Annotated in this window: 16 protein-coding genes; 12 read left to right on the top strand and 4 right to left on the bottom strand. The window is 71.6% G+C overall.

Annotation, left to right across the window (positions count from 1 at the left end; translation table 11 throughout):
* Nucleotides 1-47 precede the first annotated feature (47 nt).
* The 10 genes from KAF39_RS05405 to dinB all read left to right on the top strand — a co-directional run bounded on the left by KAF39_RS05405 (nucleotide 48) and on the right by dinB (nucleotide 12,778).
* On the top strand, nucleotides 48-1,583 hold the full coding sequence (locus KAF39_RS05405; RefSeq protein WP_210676302.1) for an ABC transporter substrate-binding protein: 1,536 nt from the start codon (nucleotides 48-50) through the stop codon (nucleotides 1,581-1,583).
* A 1-nt stretch (nucleotide 1,584) separates the two neighbouring features.
* Entirely contained in the window at nucleotides 1,585-2,547 is a 963-nt protein-coding gene (locus KAF39_RS05410; RefSeq protein WP_210676303.1) for an ABC transporter permease, read from the top strand.
* A complete protein-coding gene (locus KAF39_RS15925) occupies nucleotides 2,540-3,388 on the top strand; it encodes an ABC transporter permease (RefSeq protein WP_210676304.1) in 849 nt (282 codons plus the stop codon). Before KAF39_RS05410 ends, KAF39_RS15925 begins: the two co-directional genes overlap by 8 nt.
* Entirely contained in the window at nucleotides 3,385-5,145 is a 1,761-nt protein-coding gene (locus KAF39_RS05420) for an ABC transporter ATP-binding protein (RefSeq protein ID WP_210676305.1), read from the top strand. Before KAF39_RS15925 ends, KAF39_RS05420 begins: the two co-directional genes overlap by 4 nt.
* Complete coding sequence (locus tag KAF39_RS05425) at nucleotides 5,145-7,361, top strand: peptidase C14 (RefSeq protein ID WP_246878239.1); 2,217 nt, start codon at nucleotides 5,145-5,147, stop codon at nucleotides 7,359-7,361. The genes KAF39_RS05420 and KAF39_RS05425 overlap by 1 nt, the downstream gene beginning before the upstream one ends.
* 34 nt (nucleotides 7,362-7,395) lie before the next feature.
* Nucleotides 7,396-8,784, top strand: coding sequence for a hypothetical protein (locus KAF39_RS05430; protein WP_210676306.1), 1,389 nt, complete (start codon nucleotides 7,396-7,398; stop codon nucleotides 8,782-8,784).
* A 99-nt stretch (nucleotides 8,785-8,883) separates the two neighbouring features.
* The gene (locus tag KAF39_RS05435; RefSeq protein ID WP_210676307.1) at nucleotides 8,884-9,642 is read left to right on the top strand and encodes an SDR family NAD(P)-dependent oxidoreductase; all 759 of its coding nucleotides are present in this window, start codon (nucleotides 8,884-8,886) and stop codon (nucleotides 9,640-9,642) included.
* Nucleotides 9,639-10,715, top strand: a complete 1,077-nt coding sequence (locus KAF39_RS05440; protein WP_210676308.1) for an enolase C-terminal domain-like protein — start codon at nucleotides 9,639-9,641, stop codon at nucleotides 10,713-10,715. The genes KAF39_RS05435 and KAF39_RS05440 overlap by 4 nt, the downstream gene beginning before the upstream one ends.
* A 1-nt stretch (nucleotide 10,716) precedes the next feature.
* The gene (locus tag KAF39_RS05445; RefSeq protein WP_210676309.1) at nucleotides 10,717-11,520 is read left to right on the top strand and encodes an SDR family NAD(P)-dependent oxidoreductase; all 804 of its coding nucleotides are present in this window, start codon (nucleotides 10,717-10,719) and stop codon (nucleotides 11,518-11,520) included.
* 61 nt (nucleotides 11,521-11,581) lie between these two features.
* The gene (dinB, locus tag KAF39_RS05450; protein ID WP_210676310.1) at nucleotides 11,582-12,778 is read left to right on the top strand and encodes a DNA polymerase IV; all 1,197 of its coding nucleotides are present in this window, start codon (nucleotides 11,582-11,584) and stop codon (nucleotides 12,776-12,778) included.
* A 68-nt stretch (nucleotides 12,779-12,846) separates the two neighbouring features.
* Here dinB and KAF39_RS05455 read toward each other — a convergent pair whose 3' ends face one another.
* Both KAF39_RS05455 and KAF39_RS05460 read right to left on the bottom strand, forming a co-directional pair.
* Entirely contained in the window at nucleotides 12,847-13,197 is a 351-nt protein-coding gene (locus tag KAF39_RS05455; protein ID WP_210676311.1) for a nuclear transport factor 2 family protein, read from the bottom strand.
* Nucleotides 13,190-13,939, bottom strand: coding sequence for an SDR family NAD(P)-dependent oxidoreductase (locus KAF39_RS05460; RefSeq protein WP_210676312.1), 750 nt, complete (start codon nucleotides 13,937-13,939; stop codon nucleotides 13,190-13,192). Before KAF39_RS05460 ends, KAF39_RS05455 begins: the two co-directional genes overlap by 8 nt.
* 77 nt (nucleotides 13,940-14,016) lie before the next feature.
* Here KAF39_RS05460 and KAF39_RS05465 point away from each other — a divergent pair, with 77 nt between their 5' ends.
* Together KAF39_RS05465 and KAF39_RS05470 are read left to right on the top strand one after the other, a co-directional pair.
* A complete protein-coding gene (locus KAF39_RS05465) occupies nucleotides 14,017-14,991 on the top strand; it encodes a C-terminal binding protein (protein WP_210676313.1) in 975 nt (324 codons plus the stop codon).
* Between the two features lie 12 nt (nucleotides 14,992-15,003).
* Nucleotides 15,004-15,861, top strand: coding sequence for a fumarylacetoacetate hydrolase family protein (locus tag KAF39_RS05470; RefSeq protein ID WP_210676314.1), 858 nt, complete (start codon nucleotides 15,004-15,006; stop codon nucleotides 15,859-15,861).
* A gap of 388 nt (nucleotides 15,862-16,249) precedes the next feature.
* Here the strand turns inward: KAF39_RS05470 and KAF39_RS05475 are convergent, their stop codons facing one another.
* Nucleotides 16,250-17,098, bottom strand: a complete 849-nt coding sequence (locus KAF39_RS05475) for an SMP-30/gluconolactonase/LRE family protein (RefSeq protein WP_210676315.1) — start codon at nucleotides 17,096-17,098, stop codon at nucleotides 16,250-16,252.
* The gene (locus KAF39_RS05480; protein ID WP_210676316.1) at nucleotides 17,095-17,916 is read right to left on the bottom strand and encodes a hypothetical protein; all 822 of its coding nucleotides are present in this window, start codon (nucleotides 17,914-17,916) and stop codon (nucleotides 17,095-17,097) included. The genes KAF39_RS05475 and KAF39_RS05480 overlap by 4 nt, the downstream gene beginning before the upstream one ends.
* Nucleotides 17,917-17,928: the final 12 nt, after the last annotated feature.

Below are 17,928 nucleotides of genomic sequence, written 5' to 3' on the forward strand. Positions count from 1 at the left end.
TAGCGCAACACCCTTACCCGAAGCACCACCCGACCTTGGAGGCACCCATGTCGCGTCGTCGTGTTCGGCTCGGCGGAGCAGCAGTGCTGCTGACCGCCGCGCTCATCACCGCAGGCTGCAGCACCTCATCCACCCCCGACGGCCAGGCGCAGGACGGCGGCACCCTCACCGTCGCCGCCGCGCAGGGCATCCCGCAGCTCAACCCCGCCATCCGCACCTTCGCGTGGGAGGAGGTGCTGTTCCCGCTGCTGTGGAACGGCCTCACCAAGACCGACGAATCCGGCGAGGTCGTCGGCGATCTCGCCGAGAGCTGGGAGGCCTCGGACGACCAGAAGACCTGGACGTTCACCCTCCGCGACGGCGTCACCTTCTCGAACGGCGAGGACTTCACCGCGGAGGACGCGGTGGCCGCGTTTGACTACTACCTCGACCCGGAGACGGCGACGCAGGAGAAGAACAAGATCTCCATGGTCACCGACGTCACCGCGCCGGACGAGAAGACCGTCGTGCTGACGCTGTCCGAGCCCATCGCGACCTTCCCCGCGGGCATCGTCTGGGTGAAGATGATCGACGTCGACGCGCTCGACACGATCGACAAGGAGCCCATCGGCACGGGTCCCTACGTGGTGGATGCCTTCACCCCCGACGACAGCCTCACGCTCGTCCCCAACCCGGAGTACTTCGGCGAGGCACCGGCGCTCGACGAGATCACGATCGTGAAGGCCGCCGAGTCCACGGCCGCCGTCACCGGCCTCCGCTCGGGCGACATCGACGTGCTGTGGTCGGTGCCCCAGGGCGACGTGGCGGGGCTGGAGGGCGGCGACATCGCCCTGGTGAAGCCCGAGAACCCCAGCCAGTGGCCGTCGTGGGAGATCGACACGACCTCGCCGCCCTTCGACGACGTGCGTGCCCGGCAGGCCCTCGCGTACGCGATCGACCGCGAGGCGATCCTCGACGCGGCGTACTACGGCCAGGGCACGGTCTCGCCGACGAACAACGCGCTCGGCGAGGTCAACCCCTGGTTCGGCGGCGAGCTGACCGACTACTCCTACGACCTCGACAAGGCGAAGGAGCTGTTCGCCGAGGCCGGGGTGACCGAGGGCAGCACGCTCACCTGGTGGGGTGTGGCCGGGCAGTACCCCGAGTGGAACACGAGCGGCGAGATCCTGCAGGCGAGCCTGAAGGAGATCGGCATCACGCTGAAGATCGACAACAACGACATCGGCACCTGGGTCGACGCGTTCTACCCCGCGGGCAAGAGCTACCCCGGGTACATCGTGCCGAACTTCCAGTCCACGCCGCCCGAGCCGGCCTACTCGCTGAACTTCTATCTCGAGGGCCGCTGCGAGTGCAACTGGGTGGACCCCGACTTCCAGACGGCGTTCGCCGATGCGGTGGCCGAGCCGGACGAGACCGCGCGGGCCGAGAAGTGGGGCACCGTGCAGACCATCATCAACGAGCAGGTGCCGCTCATCGTGCCCCTGCAGTCGACGGTCGTTACCGCCACCAGCACGGCGGTCGACGGCGTGTGGGTCGAGGGCGGCGGACAGCTGCACCTCGAGGGCGCGCAGCTGAAGGGCTGACGTGGTCCTCTCCGTCCTCCGGCGGGTGGCGATCAGCATCGCGATGCTGATCGCCACCTCGCTCCTCGTCTTCGTCGTGCTCCGGCTGCTGCCGGGCGACCCCGTCATCACCCGCCTCGGCTCGACGCCGGGCGTGGATGCCGAGACCATCGCCCGGCTCCGGGAGGAGGCCGGCCTCGACGCCCCGATCATCGAGCAGTACCTGCGCTGGATCGGCGGCGTCTTCACGGGCGACTTCGGTCAGTCGTACTTCAACCAGTACTCGGTGACGGAACTCATCGCCCAGCGCCTGCCCGCGACGCTGGAGCTCACGCTCATCGGCGTGCTCCTGGCCGTGCTCATCGCCACCCCGGCCGCCGTGTTCGCCTCGCTGCGCCCGCTCGGCGTGGTCGACCGGGTGCTCACCGCGATCTCGACCGCGGGCATGGCCCTTCCCCAGTTCCTCATCGGCATCGTGCTCATCGTCGTGTTCGCCGTGCAGCTCAAGGTGCTGCCGGCCCGCGGCTACACGCCGTTCGCGGAGGACCCCGCCGAGAACCTCGTGCGCATGATCCTGCCGGGTCTCACCCTCGCCTTCGCGGCGGCGCCGCTGCTCATGCGGTTCCTCCGCGCGTCGATGGTCGAGGTGCTGGACGCCCCCTACATCCGCACCGCGAAGGGCAAGGGGCAGTCGGCGAGCGGCGTCGTGCTCGGCCACGCACTCCGCAACGCCCTGATCCCCGGGCTCACGATGCTCGGCCTGATCGTCGGCTACACCCTCGGCGGAGTGGTGATCGTGGAGTACGTGTTCGGCGTCCCCGGCCTCGGGTCGCTCGCGATCGACGCCGTCTTCAAGCGGGACTACGCGGTGCTGCAGTCGGTCGTGCTGCTGATCTCCGCGATGTTCATCCTCACCACGCTCATCGTCGACCTCCTCTACGGGGTGCTCGACCCGCGTCTTCGTGCAAGGAGCAGCCGTGGCTGACACCCTCACCCTCGCGCTGCGCTCGGCGCGTCCGCGGCGACGGGTCGCCGTCGCCTCCTGGATCCCGCTGGGGCTGCTGGCGATCATCGTCCTGGCCTGCGTGCTCGCCCCGCTCCTGGCCCCGTACGACCCCGCGGCGCAGTCGCCCGACCGGTTCGCCGGTCCCTCGGCGGCGCACCTCTTCGGGACCGACGAGCTGGGTCGCGACCTCTTCAGCCGCGTCCTCTTCGGCGGCCAGCTCACCGTGTTCATCGCCGGGGGCGCGACCCTCGTGGCCATGGTCCTCGGCATCGCGTGGGGCATGGCGGCGGCGTTCGGCCGCGGCTGGATCGACGAGATCCTCATGCGCCTCGCCGACACGGTCATGGCGATCCCGCAGATCCTCTTCGCGCTCGTCTTCATCTCCGCGTTCGGTGCCGACCCCGTCAAGCTCGCCGTGATCATCGGGGTGCTCCTCACGCCGACCACCGCGCGGCTCGTCCGGTCGTCAGTGCTCAGCGAACTGCAGGAGGACTACTTCACCGCCGCGGTGGCATTCGGATCCACCCGTCGCCGACTGCTCTTCGCCGAGGTGCTGCCGAACGCCAAGGGACCGATCGTCGTGCAGGCGGCCATCAACGCCGCCAACGCGATCCTCCTGGAGGCGTCGATGAGCTTCGTCGGACTCGGCATCGCGCCGCCCGAGGCCACCTGGGGCACGCTCGTGCAGCAGGGCTACCAGAAGATGTACCAGTCGATCGGGTACGTGCTGTTCCCCGCCCTGTTCATCTTCGTCACCATCTGGCTGCTCAACGTGCTCGCCGACCAGTTCGGCGGCGATCGGAAGGGGAAGGGCCGATGACCGACGTCACGCCCGTCCTGCAGGTGCAGGACCTCACCGTCTCCTACGGCGACGTCATGCCCGTCCAGGGCATCACGTTCGCGGTGCGCCCCGGGGAGCGCATCGGCCTCGTCGGCGAATCCGGCTCCGGCAAGTCGCTCACGGCGCTGTCGATCATGCGGCTGAACGACGGGGCTGCCCTCGGCGGCAGCGTCCGGCTACGCGATCGCGAACTACTCACGCTGCGCCCACGCGAGATGACGCGCGTGCGCGGCGGCGAGATCGCGATGGTCTATCAGGACCCGATGTCGTCGCTGAACCCGGTCCGCACGATCGGGCACCAGCTCGTCGAGGCGATCCGGCTGCACGACCGGGTCTCGGCGGCGGCCGCCCGCGCCCGGGCCGTCGAACTGCTGACCGAGGTCGGGGTGCCGCTGCCCGAAGAGCGTCTCAGCCAGTACCCGCACGAGTTCTCCGGCGGGATGCGGCAGCGCGTCATGATCGCGATGGCCATGTCGTCCCGGCCCGCCGTGCTCATCGCGGACGAGCCGACCACGGCCCTCGACGTGACGACGCAGTCCCGGATCATTGACCTGCTCGACCGCCTCGCGGAGGACCACGGCACCGCGGTGGTGCTGATCACGCACGACCTCGGCGTCGCCGCCGGGTTCTGCGAGCGCATCCACGTGATGCGGCACGGGCGCGTGGTCGAGGAGGGCCCCGTCGACCGCATCTACGCGGCCCCCGAGCACCCGTACACGAAAGCGCTGCTCGGCGCGGTCGTCGACCTCACGGTCGACGTGCAGCAGCCCATCCGCACCGCCGCCGAGGTGCTCGAACGCGGGACGGAACCGCTCGCCGAGGCGGGATCGATCAGCGCGATCGACCGGGCGCGCGAGTCCGGCGACGTGCTGGTCGACGTGCAGGGCGTGTCCAAGGTGTTCACCCTCGGCTCCGGACGCCGGGTGACCGCGGTCGACGACGTGTCGTTCCAGATCCGCCGCGGCGAGACCGTGGGGCTCGTGGGCGAGTCCGGCTCCGGCAAGTCGACCGTGTCGAAGGCCGTGCTCGCGCTCGGCGGCATCGACGGCGGGACGGTCGTCTTCGACGGTCAGCGGCCGCACGACCTCCACGGCGAGGAGCTGCGGCGGCTGCGCAAGCGCATGCAGATGGTGTTCCAGGATCCGTTCTCGGCCCTGAACCGGCGCCAGACCGTCGCGGAGATCATCGAGGCGCCGCTGCGCGCCCACGGCATCGGCACCCGCGCCTCCCGCGCCGAGAAGGTGCGCGAGGCCATGCACCGGGTGCGCCTGGACGAGGAGTTCGCGCACCGGCTGCCGCGCTCGATGTCGGGCGGCCAGTGCCAGCGCGTCTCCATCGCACGGTCGCTCGTGCTGGAGCCGGAGTTCCTCGTGCTCGACGAATCGGTGTCGGCGCTCGACGTGTCGATCCAGGCGCAGGTGCTCAACCTGCTCCGCGAGTTGCAGACCGAGCTCGGCCTCACCTATCTCTTCATCAGCCACGATCTCGCGGTCATCCGGTACATGTCCTCGACGGTCGCCGTGATGCAGCAGGGCCGCATCGTGGAGATCGGGGCGCGCGACGCGCTCTTCGCGAACCCGCAGCACGAGTACACGCGCGGGCTCATGGCGGCCATCCCCATCGCGGACCCGGTCCTCGAGCGCCGACGGCGCGCGCAGGCCGCGGCGCTCTGGCAGGCGCAGGGCGGGCAGACGGGCGCGGTCCCCGCGACGACCGCCGGACGAGGAGGACGATGATGACCATCGCGGATCAGGAGACGGGTTCGTCCGCGGATGCCGCGGGAACCGGTGAGGCGGTGCGGTCCACCGGCCGCCGGGCGCTTATGGCCGGGCTCGGCGCCATCGCGCTCGGCACCGCCGGAGCGCTCGCCAGCGCGGCACCCGCGCAGGCCGCGCCCGTCGCCGCCGGCGCGAAGGACGTCACACGAGCGGAGACCGTCGCCGACCTCGGACGCCTCCGCGCCCGCGACGGCGAGATGGCGATCGTCGCCGGATACCGGAAGCCCGGCGACGCCGGGCTGCTCGTGTACGTCGGCAGCGAGAACGCGAAGACCACGCCCAACGGTGGCACGGTGATCGCCGGGAAACGCGACACGCGCTGGCTCCTGCAGCACGACGGGACGGTCGACTTCCGGGTCTTCGGCATCACGGGACCGGAGAAGCCGGCCGACGACGCGCTCGCGGCGATGGTGAACGATCCCCGTATCCGCCGGATCGAGGCGAGCACCGACCTGCTGTTCCGACGACGACACCGCTTCACCCGGTCGTACGTCGAGATCGACTTCGGCGGACACCTCATCACGACCGACGGCATCGAGAAGAACACCCACGACAATCCGTTCGGCGCGGTGATGTTCTTCACCGGGACGTCGAAGGACGTCACGGTCGAGCACGCGCTGGCCGAGCCCTGGCCGGAGCTGACCGACGCGGTGGCGGTGCCGGATGCGTCCCGGTTCCCCGTCGGCTCCTGGTGGGCGGTGCAGTGCGACCCGGTCGCCGGAGGAGGGGCGGATGAACGCGAGCTGCAGCGCTTCGTGCAGGTGACGCAGCAGATCGACGGCACCCACATCCGCATCGACTACCTCAACGGCTGGCCGCTGGACAAGGGACGGAAGCTCATCTGGCGGCAGATGGAACCGGTCGCGGGCGTCCGCATCACGAACATGCGGTTCCTCGGCGCCGGACCGTTCGACGGTCCCACCGACGGCTCCTTCCCCGACTCGCGGGAGCTCACCGGCTCGCACCCGATCGCCTTCGAGTACGCGATCCACTGCGACGTCGCCGACGTGCATGCGAGCCGCACCTGGTGGCCCGTCATCATGCGGCGCTGGAACACGCACTTCACGACGGAACGCTGCTCGGTCGAGAACCCGCCGACCGTGTTCTACGGCGGTGCCGGCTACCTCACGCAGCAGATCTACAGCCTCTACGGGCGCGTGAGCGACTGCACCTCGTCGAACGCCCGGCACCTGAACGACCTCACCGCCAGCGCGTACTGCCTCGTCGAGAACTGCCACGGCGACGGGGACGACCAGGGCGGAAACCCCTTCACCACGCACGGGCAGTACGAGCACGACCTCACCTTCATCGGCAACTCCGGGCTCATGGACATCGCCAACTCCGGTGCGCAGTGGGGCACCGCCGCCAAGCGCATCACGGTGCGGGACCACGTCTGCTCCTGGTTCGTCGCCGGCACCAAGATCAGCGATCTGACGCTGGAGAACGTGCGGGTGATCACGCGCTCGACCTTCGATCCGCAGGCGACCATGACCATCAACGCCGACGGTGCCCAGGTGCGCGGGTGCACCGCGGGGCTGCTGGCGATCGGCCAGCGGTCGCAGCGCTCGTCGCGGCCGACCGTGATCTCGGACTCGACCTTCGCGCTGCCGAAGGACCAGGTGCTCGTGCAGACCCCGGTCACGGCTCCCGTGCGCTTCGTGGACTGCACGATCACCGGAATGGACGGGGTGAAGGCCCGCGGGTCGGGTCCGGTCGAGTTCGTGGACTGCCGCCTCAGCGGCCCGGCGGCGGGTGCACCCGTCGAGCTCGGCGCCTCCAAGGTCACCATCCGCGGCGGCTCGGTGCGCGACGTGCGCCTGAGCGCGACCGCCGTGCGCGATCAGCTCGTCGCTCTGGACGGCGTCGAGATCTCCACGGAACGCACGGACGGGGCTCTGCTGGGCAGGGCCGCCGGTGCCGGCGTCGTCACCTGGCGGGTGAGCGGGGTCACCTCGACGGTGCCCCAGGGCGCGGCGCACCTCGACATCGGCACCGGCGTCAACCACGCCCGCGTCACCGGCAGCCAATTCGTCGGCGGACGACTGCGCCTGGCGGACGGATTCGCCGAGCCCTCGACGCTGCTGTACAGCGACACGGTCGAGCGCGGCGTCGAGACCGCGCTGCCCGAGGCCGGACCGCGCGTCGTCATCGCGGACGTGCTGACGAGCGCGTGACCGACGGCATCATGGACATCAGGGAGGACCACCCGTGAACGACACCGCAGCGGCGACGCACCTCGGAGACCGCATCCGCATCCCCCGCACGCGGGCGCGCATCGGGGTCGCCCGGCGCGACATCACGCCGCCCGTCGGCATCCGCGCCAAGAACTGGGGGCCCGCCGACTGGGAGCGCTCCGAGGGGGCGCACCGGCCGTTCGCGCTGACCGCGCTCGCCGTGGTCGCCGCGGACGAGCGCCCGCGGGTGCTGCTCGCCGTCGACGGCACGTGGTGGCGCCGGGTCGCCGATGAGCAGGGCGTGCGTGGCGCGATCCTCGACGGTCTGGGCCTCGAGCCCGACCAGCTCATGCTCTCCCTCTCGCACACCCACGCGGGGGCCGTGCTCTGCGCCGCGGACGCGCACCTGCCGGGCGGGGAGCTCATCCCGGGGTATCTGGAGTCGCTGTCGGCGGCGGGCATCGCGGCCGGGCGCGAGGCGCTGGAGACCGCCCGACCGGGGCTCATCGAGTGGACGACGGGCACCTGCACCCTCGCGGCGGAGCGCGAACTCGACCTCGACGGCCGCGCGCTCGTCGGGTACAACCCCCAGGGCACCGCCGACGACACGGTGACCATCGGCCGGATCAGCATCGACGGGGAGGTGCGGGCGACGCTGGTGAACTACGCCTGCCATCCGACGACGCTGGCCTGGCAGAACCGCGAGGTGTCGCCGGACTACGTCGGCGCGATGCGCGAGATCGTGGAGGCGGCCACCGGTGCACCGTGCCTGTTCGTGCAGGGGGCCTCGGGCGAGCTGGCCCCGCGGGAGCAGTACACGGGCGATGTCACGGTGGCCGACCGGCACGGACGCGCGCTCGGGCACGCGGTGCTCGCGGCGCTGGACGGCTTGCCGGTGCCCGGCGAGGAGCTGACGCTGGACGGCGTCGTGGAGTCGGGGGCTCCGCTCGCGATCTGGACCGGGACACCCGCGGACGGCGGCGACGGGGCAGCGGGAATCGTCTGGGCGGTCGAGCTGCCGCTGCGCGACCTGCCCACCCTGGACGAGCTCGCCGAGGAGTGGAAGGACATCGATCCCCGCTCGCGGGAGGAGCGCCTCGGACGGGCCAGGAACCTCCGTGACGGCTACATCAACGGGCCGACCGTGTCGCATCCGGTGTGGGCGTGGCGGCTCGGAGACGCCGTGATCGTGGCGCATCCGGGCGAGGCCTACTCGCGGCTGCAGACGACCCTGCGGACGCGGTTCCCGGAGACGCCGATCGTGGTGATGAACCTCACCAACGGTCCGGGGTTCGTCTACCTCCCGACCCGCGAGGCCTACGAGCGCGGCGCCTATCAGTCCTGGCAGACGCCGCTGGCCCCCGGCGCCCTGGAGCTCCTGGAGTCCCACGCCGTGTCGGTCGTGGCCGGGCTGCTGGGGTAGTCCCGCTTTCGAATCGTAATTTCCGGCCGAATCACCGCCACCCGCGCGATCCGGACGGGATAGAGTTGCTATAGCAAATCCCCGAGGTAGAGGAGAGACATGACCGTGCGCCCCGTCGCCATCGTCACCGGAGGCTCGGCCGGCATCGGCTGGGAGATCGGACAGCGGCTCTCCGCGGACGGCTACCTCGTCGTCGCGACCGACCGCGTGCCCGGCCTCACCGCGGGCGAGAACCCCGCCGGGATCCTGTGGCGGGAGCTCGACGTGACCGACCACGCCGCCGTCGACCGGGTCTTCGGCGAGATCGAGGCGGAGCTCGGGCCCATCGAGGTGCTCGTGAACAACGCCGGCATCCAGCGTCATCGCGGGATCGAAGACCTCACGTGGGACGAGTGGTCCGCGGTCGTCGACGTGAACCTGCACGGGGTGTTCTCGGCGCTCCAGGCCGCCGGGAAGCGCATGCTCGACCGGGGCGAGGGCCGCATCGTCAACATCTCCTCCATCTCCTCCCGCGGCTCCGCGGGGCGGGCGCCGTATGCCACGACCAAGGCCGCCGTCATCGGACTCACCTCCACGGCCGGAGCGGAGTGGGCGGCGCGCGGTGTCCGAGTCAACGCCGTCGCCCCGGGCTATGTCGACACCGGCGTCTTCCGTCAGGGCGTGGAGCAGGGGACGCTGAGCCTCGACACGATCCTGTCCCGCATCCCCGCGAAGCGCCTCGCCGACGCGAGTGAGATCGCCGCGGCCGTGAGCTTCCTCGTGTCGGATCAGTCGCGCTACATGAACGGGCAGACCCTGTACGTCGACGGCGGGTTCATGGTGGACTACGGCGTGCCCCTCGCGAAGAAGCCCGAATGACTGCCGTCGCCCGGATCGACACGGCCACGGCGGTCCTCCCCCTTCCGGCACCGCTGCAGCTCGGCGCGATGACGGTCACGCGACGGGAGTACTCCGCCGTGCAGGTGACGGCGGACGACGGCACCACCGGCGTCGCCTACTGCCTGTCGCGCGAAGCGCCGATGGCGGAGATCGTCGAGCGCCTCGTGGCCCCGCACGCGGAGGGGCTCGACGCCGACGACCCGGGGGCCGCATGGGACCGCATGCTCCGCGGCAGTGCGATCGTCGGACGGGTGGGGCTCGTGCGGCGGGCCATCGGCCTGGTCGACATCGCCCTGTGGGACATCGCGGCCCGTCGCGCCGGCGTGCCGCTGTGGACCCTGCTCGGCACCGGTGACGCCCCGCGGGAGGGGATGCTCGTCGCCGCGTATCCCTCCCCGCAGCGCACGCCGCGGGAGGTCGCGGACGAGGTGCTCGCGCAGGCGGACGGGTGGGCGCAGGTGAAGATCTCGCGCATTCCCGATCCGGCATACATGCGCGAGCTGCTGGCGATCCTCGGCGCGGAGCTGCCGTCGTCGACCGGACTGGTGGTGGACGTGGGCTTCGGCTGGCCCGACGCGGAGGCCGCGGTGGCGGAGGTCGCGCAGTGGGGCGAGCCGCGCCTGGCCTGGTTGGAAGACCCCTTGCTCCCCGAGGACGCGGCCGGTGTCGCCCGCATCCGGCGCGAGACCGGGCTGCCCGTGGCGGTGGGCGACGAGGTGACCGACCCCGCCGTGCTCCGTGCCCTGGTGGAGGTGGGAGAGGTCGACGCGCTGCGCGTCGACGTCGTCGCGATCGGCGGCATCACTCCCGCGCGCGAGCTCATCGCGTGGGCGACGGAGCGCGGTGTCACCGTGTCCGGACACGTCTATCCCGAGGTCACGGCGCACCTCGGCATCCAGGTCGAGACCTTCGCCCGCGGCGTGAACCCCTACGATCCCGCGCCGTCGTTCATCACCGGCGGACCGCGGTTCGCGGGCACCGTGACGCCTCCCGCGGCACCCGGGCTCGGCTTCGGTCTGGATCCCGCCGTCTTCCGATTCGAGAGGGACTAACATGACACCTTCCCCGCGCAGCGTCGTGGTGACCGGCAGCGGCAAGGGCATCGGCCGCGCGGTGGCCGAGCGGCTCACCGCCGACGGCTGGATCGTGGTCGGGCTCGAACGCTCGCCCGGCTCCGGGACCGTGGAGGAGGGCATCGTCGCCGAGGTCGTGCTCGGCGACGCCGCTGATCGGAGCGCCCATGAGCGTGCCGCCGCCGCCGCGCGTGCCCGGGCTCCGCTGGCGGGCTGGGTCAACAACGCGGGCATCACGAAGCGCACGCCGCTGCACGAGCTCGACGAGACGGTCGTGCGGGAGATCGTCGACATCAACGGCTTCGGCTACCTCTGGGGGTGCTCGGCGGCGGTCACGGCGTTCCTCGATCAGGGCGTGGCCGGGGCGATCGTGAACATCGGCTCGATCCACGGGCGGTCGAGCTTCGTCGATCACGCCGCCTACGAGTTCACGAAGGGCGGCATCGACGCCCTGAGCCGCAGTGTCGCCGTGACATATGGCGGACTGGGCATACGAGCGAACACCGTCGCGCCGGGCGGCGTGCGCACTCCGCACCTGGAGGCGCAGATCGCGCGGGCGGCCGACCCTGCGGCGGAGGAGCGCCTGCTCGCGGAGGGTCCGCCGATGGGACGCATCGCCCGTGCGGAGGAGGTCGCCGCGGTCACCGCGTTCCTGCTCTCCGATGAGGCGCCCTACCTCTCCGGCCAGTCCATCGCGGTCGACGGCGCCTGGACGGCATCGTTCGGGGACATCACCCTCGACCCCGCGCTGCGGGAGCGCTTCGACGCGCCGCCCGCTCCCTGAGCCCCACCACGCCGGTGTCCCTGGTCCGTGCGACGATCCGCTTCGTCGACGGGAGAACGGGATGCGCGGGGAAGCGACGGTGCTGCACGCCGATCTCGATGCGTTCTACGCCTCGGTCGAGCAGCGTGATGCGCCCGAGCTCCGCGGGCGTCCGGTGATCGTCGGCGGCGGGGTCGTGCTGGCCGCGAGCTACGAGGCGAAGGCACGGGGCGTCCGCACGGCGATGGGCGGCCGGCAGGCGCGGGAGCTGTGCCCCGACGCGGTGGTCGTCCCGCCGCGGATGGAGGCCTACTCCGCGGCCAGCAAGGAGGTGTTCCGCATCTTCCGCGACACCACTCCGCTCGTGGAGGGGCTCTCCATCGATGAGGCGTTCCTCGAGGTCGGCGGGATGCGGCGGATCGCCGGTACTCCCGAGGCCATCGCCGTCCGGTTGCGGGAGCGCGTGCGCGCCGAGGCGGGCCTGGCGATCTCGGTCGGCGTCGCCCGCACGAAGTTCCTCGCCAAGGTCGCGAGCGCCGTGAGCAAGCCCGACGGCCTCCTCGTCGTCGAACCCGACCGGGAGGAGGAGTTCCTCCTGCCGCTCCCCGTCGAGCGGCTGTGGGGCGTCGGAGCGGTGACGGCGGAGAAGCTGCACCGTTACGGCATCCGCACGGTCGGCCAGCTCGCGGAGCTCGAGGCGGCGACGGCGGAGCGGATGCTCGGCAAGGCCACCGGAGCGCACGTCCATGCGCTCGCCCGTCTGCGGGACCCCCGCCCCGTGGACACGACCAGGCGCCGGGGATCGATCGGGTCGCAGCGGGCGCTCGGCGTCCGTCCGCGGTCGCCGGAGGAGCTCGACGTCATCCTCACCCAGATCGTCGACCGGCTCGGTCGGCGCCTCCGCGACGGCGACCGCGTGTGCCGCACGGTGGTGCTGCGGCTGCGCTTCGGCGACTTCGCGAAGGCCACCCGTTCCCGGTCGCTCCGTGCCCCGACCGACCGCACGGCCCAGCTGCTGGCGGTCGCCCGTGCGCTCCTCGCCGCGGCGCAGCCGGAGATCAGCGGTCGCGGCATCACCCTGCTCGGCCTCTCGCTGTCGCAGCTCGACGCCGCGGACCGCGTGCCGCCCGAGCTGCCGATCGACTGGGGAGACGAGTCCCGCCTCGACAGCGTGCTCGATACGCTGCGCGACCGCTACGGCGCGGACTCGGTCTCCCGCGCCGCTCAGCTCGGGCGCGACCCCGGCTGGTCCTCCCCGGTGCTCCCCGAGCACCACTGACTTCTTTCGGATCGCCCGAACGGTCCCATCTCGGCCGCAGATACAGCCATCGGGCGATCCGAGGCGGGTCAGGCCTTGAGCATCGACGCCCGGGAGATCACGCCGTCGACCACGTCGAAGGTGGCGATGGTTTCCGTCGCGACGCCGGCGTTGATGACGCGCTCCTGCGCGACGACCCAGCGGGAGCCGAAGAGCACGCTCGTGTCGATGACGCAGGAGAGTTCCGGGTTCTGCAGCCGCGGCTCGTAGAAGGCGCGGATCGCGGCCGACCCGACGAGCGGCTCCGGCGCGACCCCGGTGACCACGGCGTCGTCGGCATAGGTCGCGACGAAGGCGTCGAGGTCGTGGGCGTTGAAGGCGTCGAGCTGCGCCTGCACGGTGTCGAGGGCGGAACGGTCCTGGGTGGTGCGGTCAGTCAATGCGTACTCCTCCGTTGACGTCGTAGGTGGCTCCGGTGATGAAGCGGGCCCGCTCCGAGGCGAGCGATGCGATGATCCAGGCGACGTCCTCCGGCTGGCCGAAGGCGCCGAGTGGGATCCCCGCCTCGAGCTTCGCGCGGCCTTCGCCCTGGAGCTGGTCGGTGATCGCGCTGGCGACCGGGCCGGGCGTGACGGCGTTGACGCGGATGCCCTCGGTGGCGAGGTGCCGGGCGAAGCTGCGCGTGATCGCGAGGATCGCCCCCTTGCTCGCCGCGTAGTGGATGCCCGTCTGCAGCGCGCCCACCTGGCCGGCGATCGAGGCGATGTTGATGACGGAGCGGTCGCCGCCCGCGGCGCGGAGCAGGGGGAGCGCCGCGCGGGTGAGGAGGAAGGTGCCGCGGGCGTTGGTCTCCAGGACGAAGTCCCACTCCTCGATGTCGATCTCGGGGTAGGGGGTGTAGGGGCAGACGCCACCGTTGTTGACCAGCACGTGGAGGTCGCCCCACGCGGCGGTGATCTCGGCGATGAGCGCGGCGATCGAGTCGGGGTCGCGCAGGTCGAGCCGGGACACCCGGACGTCGGGGGAGCCCGCGGCGCGGCACTCCTCCGCGGCGCGTGTGGCTTCGGCCTCACGACCGGCGTACGTGATCCAGAGGGCGACGCCCTCGCGGGCGAGTTCGAGGGCGGCGGCGGTTCCGATGCCGGAACTGGCGCCCGTGACGAGTGCGCGGCGAACAGTCATGACTAAACGCTATAGCAACAACCGGCTCTCCGGACAGCGCTGTACGAGAAGTTGCTAGATGCTATAGCATCGCATCCATGACCGCGCCGCTCATCCTCGTCACCGACTGCGACCTCCCGGGAACCGTCATCGAAGACACCCTCCGCGCCGCCGGCCTCCGTGCGGAACGGGCGGCCTCCGGGAGCCCGGACGACATCGCCGCCGCCGGGGCCGACGCCGAAGCGCTGGTCGTGCAGTGGGCGCGCATCGACGGCGACCTCATGGACCGCCTGCCGAACCTCCGCTTCATCAGCCGGGTGGGCATCGGCTACGACATGATCGACGTCGAAGCCGCGACCGCCCGCGGCATCGCCGTCGCGAACACGCCGAGCTACTGCATCGAAGAGGTCGCCGCGCACACCGTCGCGATGATCATGACGCAGGCGCGGGGGCTCTCCGCCTACGACCGTGCCGTACGCGACGGGGTCTGGAAGGCCGTCGACGCCCGCCCGCTCGCGGTCCGCCCGTCCACGACGACCGTCTCCGTCCTGGGCTTCGGACGCATCGGGTCGATCGTCGCCCGCGGCTGCCGGGCCCTCGGCTTCCGCGTGCTCGTCGCCGACCCGTACGCCTCCGACGAGGCCGTGCGCGACGCAGGCTGCGAACCCGTCGACATCCCGACGGCGATCGCGCGCGCCGACATCCTCACGCTGCACGTACCGCTCACCGACGAGACTCGGCACCTCATCGACGCGGATGCCCTCGCGACGATGAAGCCGGGCGCCGTGGTCGTGAACACCTGCCGCGGCCCCCTCATCGACGAGGACGCTCTGGCCGCGTCCCTCCGTGACGGCCACCTCGCCGGAGCCGCGCTCGACGTCTTCGCCGAGGAGCCCCTCCCGGCGGATTCTCCCCTGCGCGCGCTCGACCGGGTGCTGCTCACCCCCCACGCCGCCTGGTACTCGCCGGAGGCCCTCGCCGACCTGCCTGTGCACGCCGCCGAGAACGTGATCCGCTCCCTGGCGGGCGAGGCCGTGCCCATCGTCAACCCGACCTTCGCCGCCGCGCGCTGACCGGAGGATCCCATGGAACTGCTGCGACTGGGCCCGATCGGTCACGAACACCCGTACGTCCGCGACGACGAGGGCGTGGTGCGCGATCTCGTCGCGCTCACCGCCGATATCGACGGGGCCTTCCTCGCCGCGGACGGCATCGCCCGGGTGCGCGCGGCGCTCGCCGACGGCTCGCTTCCGGAGGCGGAGACCGCGGGACTGCGCGTCGGTGCCCCTGTGGCCCGGCCGACCGCGGTGATCTGCATCGGCCAGAACTACGCGGCGCACGCGGCGGAGTCGGGCTCCGAGCCGCCCGCACACCCGGTGGTGTTCTTCAAGCACCCGAACACGGTCGTGGGGCCGGACGACGTCGTGCTCCTGCCGCCGGGTGCCGAGAAGGTGGACTGGGAGGTCGAGCTCGCGGTCGTCATCGGTCGCACGGCGCGGTACCTGCCCTCCGCGGATGCCGCGCGCGACGTGATCGCCGGCTACACCATCTCGAACGACGTGTCCGAGCGGGCGTACCAGCTGGAGGTCTCCGGCGGGCAGTGGTCGAAGGGGAAGTGCTCCGAGACCTTCAACCCTCTCGGCCCCGCACTGGTCCCCGCCGACGAGATCGATCCCCAGGCGTTGCGCCTTCGGTCGTTCGTCAACGGGGAGCCGCGGCAGGACTCCTCCACCGCCGACATGATCTTCCCGGTGCTGCAGCTGGTGCACGAGCTCAGCCACTACCTCGTGCTCGAGCCCGGCGACGTCATCAACACCGGCACCCCGCAGGGGGTCGCGCTGTCGGGCCGATTCCCGTACCTGCAGGACGGCGACGAGATGATCATCGAGATCGAGCGGCTCGGCCGCCAGCATCAGCGCACGGAGCGGGTCCGTCTCGGGTGAGGCCTGTGCCCGGGGCACGGTTCCTTCCGCTGAGTGCAACCGTGTCCCGGGTAGAGGCCTCACCCGGACGCCCGCGCGCAGGCAGAGACGCCAGTTCAGGCGGGTGTGGGGAGTGGTGCCTGTTGCCGCGCGAGCGCCTGAGTCCGGGGGTAGCCCGCCGGCTCAGGCGTCCGCGCGGGTTCAGGCAGAGACGCCAGTTCAGGCGGGTGTGGGGAGTGGTGCCTGTTGCCGCGCGAGCGCCTGTCGCGTGAGCGCCCCGTGGGTTCAGGCGTTCGCGTGGGACCAGGCAGGGACGCCGGTTCAGGCAGGGACGCCGGTTCAGGCAAGGACGCCAGTTCAGGCAGGTGTGGGGAGTGGTGCCTGTGGGGGTGCGAGTGCCGGAGCCGGGTCAGCCGGCGAAGGGGAGGACCGGGAGGCCGGAGACCCCCGGTCGCACCGCGAAGACGGATCCTGCGGCGGTGCCGTGATCGGACGGCAGGCCCTGCGCGGAGGTCGTGATGAAAAGCGTGCCGAGGTCGTCGCCGCCGAACGTGCAGGCGCTGACCTGCGGCACCGGCAGCACGATGTCCTCGCGCACGGCCCCGCTCGGCTCGAAGCCGCGGACGCGACTCCCGCCCCACAGCGCGACCCAGACGCTGCCGTCAGCGGCGACCGTGAGGCCGTCGGGCACCCCGTCGTCGTCGGGGATGTGCGCGAACACCCGGCGTCCGCGGAGGTCGCCCTCGTTCACGTCGAACACGTCGACCCGGCCGGTGTCGGTGTCCACGTAGTACACGCGGCGGCCGTCCGGGGAGTAGCTGACACCGTTGGACGAGGTCACACGGGGGAGCACCGTGGTCACGTCGAGGGCGGCGTCGATGCGCAGCACGGTCCCGGCGCCTTCGGTGGAGTCGGTCGACATGGAGCCGGCCAGGAGTCGTCCTCGGGGGTCGCAGCAGCCGTCGTTCATGCGGACCGCGTCGTCGTCGAGCAGGGTCGCGACGGGACGGGCCTCCGCGTCGGGACCGTCGGCGAGGTACAGGGTGCGCGCGCCGACGGCGACGAAGCCCCCGGACGTCCGCGGACGGAAGAAGGCGAGGTACTCGTCGTCGACGTGCTGGCGGACGATCCCGTCGTCGCGGAGGGTGAGCAGGTCGCCCGCGTCGCCGTCGACCCAGCGCAGGCCGCCCCACCCGGGCCACCAGACCGGGGCCTCGGCGTGGACGGCGACGGGGCCAGTGATGTTCTCGGGAGTCATGCGCCCTCCGCCGTCCGCCGCGGGTCGGTCACGGGCAGCGGCTGCGGGATGGGGCCGGCCTGATCCGCCGATGCGCCGGGGGCCGACGGGAGCTCTTTCGCGACCTGCTTCTCGAGCACGGTCACGGCCTCGTCCGAGAGCAGGATCAGTCCGTCCAGCTCCTCACGCACCCGCTTGTAGGCGATGTTCCGCTCGGACTGCGTCGCCGACTCGTCCACGGCGACCTTGAGGAGCTGCTGCGCGCGGTCGAGCCGCTTGCGCTCGGCCTCGGTGAACGTGGAGTCGCGCAGGCGGCGGGCGTCCTTCTCCGCGATCTCGAAGGCGACCGCGTAGTCGCCGACGGCCTGCAGGTACTCGGCGATCTGCTGCTCGGTCAGCGGGGCGTCGGCCGAGGCCGGGCGCAGCGCGTCCGCGGTCTTCTTCGCGCGCAGGAAGGCGGCGGTGAGCGGCTGGCGGCCGTCGCTCATGGCGGGGAACGCGATGAGCTTGGCGACGTCGAGCTCGTAGTCGAGCCAGCGCGCGGTGATCTCGTCGTGCTCGGCGAAGAGCCGGGCCATGAGGTCGTCGGGCGCCACCGGCGCCGTCGTGTCGACGACGGTCGGGCCTCCCCGCCGGGCCTGTCGTCGGGCGGCGCGCGCCTCGATCTCGGCCGTCTTCAGCTGGGCCTTCATCCGCAGGGTCTCGAGGCGGCGTTCGTGGCGGCGCTTGGAACTGCGCTCCCAGGCCTTGGCGGCCCCGCCGGCCATGCCCATGATGGGGAAGACGAGCCACCAGTAGTCCCCCGCGAAGTTCCAGAAGCCCCGGATGAACTCGTCCATGATGGCTTCAGC

The organism is Microbacterium sp. BLY, from assembly GCF_017939615.1.
GTDB lineage: Bacteria > Actinomycetota > Actinomycetes > Actinomycetales > Microbacteriaceae > Microbacterium.

Excerpts from the sequence above, each read along its gene's own strand:
- KAF39_RS05405 (WP_210676302.1), top strand. The coding sequence starts at position 48 with ATGTCGCGTCGTCGTGTTCGGCTCGGCGGAGCAGCAGTGCTGCTGACC.
- KAF39_RS05420 (WP_210676305.1), top strand. The coding sequence starts at position 3,385 with ATGACCGACGTCACGCCCGTCCTGCAGGTGCAGGACCTCACCGTCTCC.
- KAF39_RS05425 (WP_246878239.1), top strand. The coding sequence starts at position 5,145 with ATGACCATCGCGGATCAGGAGACGGGTTCGTCCGCGGATGCCGCGGGA.
- KAF39_RS05435 (WP_210676307.1), top strand. The coding sequence starts at position 8,884 with ATGACCGTGCGCCCCGTCGCCATCGTCACCGGAGGCTCGGCCGGCATC.
- KAF39_RS05440 (WP_210676308.1), top strand. The coding sequence starts at position 9,639 with ATGACTGCCGTCGCCCGGATCGACACGGCCACGGCGGTCCTCCCCCTT.
- KAF39_RS05445 (WP_210676309.1), top strand. The coding sequence starts at position 10,717 with ATGACACCTTCCCCGCGCAGCGTCGTGGTGACCGGCAGCGGCAAGGGC.
- dinB (WP_210676310.1), top strand. The coding sequence starts at position 11,582 with ATGCGCGGGGAAGCGACGGTGCTGCACGCCGATCTCGATGCGTTCTAC.
- KAF39_RS05460 (WP_210676312.1), bottom strand. The coding sequence starts at position 13,939 with ATGACTGTTCGCCGCGCACTCGTCACGGGCGCCAGTTCCGGCATCGGA.
- KAF39_RS05465 (WP_210676313.1), top strand. The coding sequence starts at position 14,017 with ATGACCGCGCCGCTCATCCTCGTCACCGACTGCGACCTCCCGGGAACC.
- KAF39_RS05470 (WP_210676314.1), top strand. The coding sequence starts at position 15,004 with ATGGAACTGCTGCGACTGGGCCCGATCGGTCACGAACACCCGTACGTC.
- KAF39_RS05475 (WP_210676315.1), bottom strand. The coding sequence starts at position 17,098 with ATGACTCCCGAGAACATCACTGGCCCCGTCGCCGTCCACGCCGAGGCC.
- KAF39_RS05480 (WP_210676316.1), bottom strand. The coding sequence starts at position 17,916 with ATGGACGAGTTCATCCGGGGCTTCTGGAACTTCGCGGGGGACTACTGG.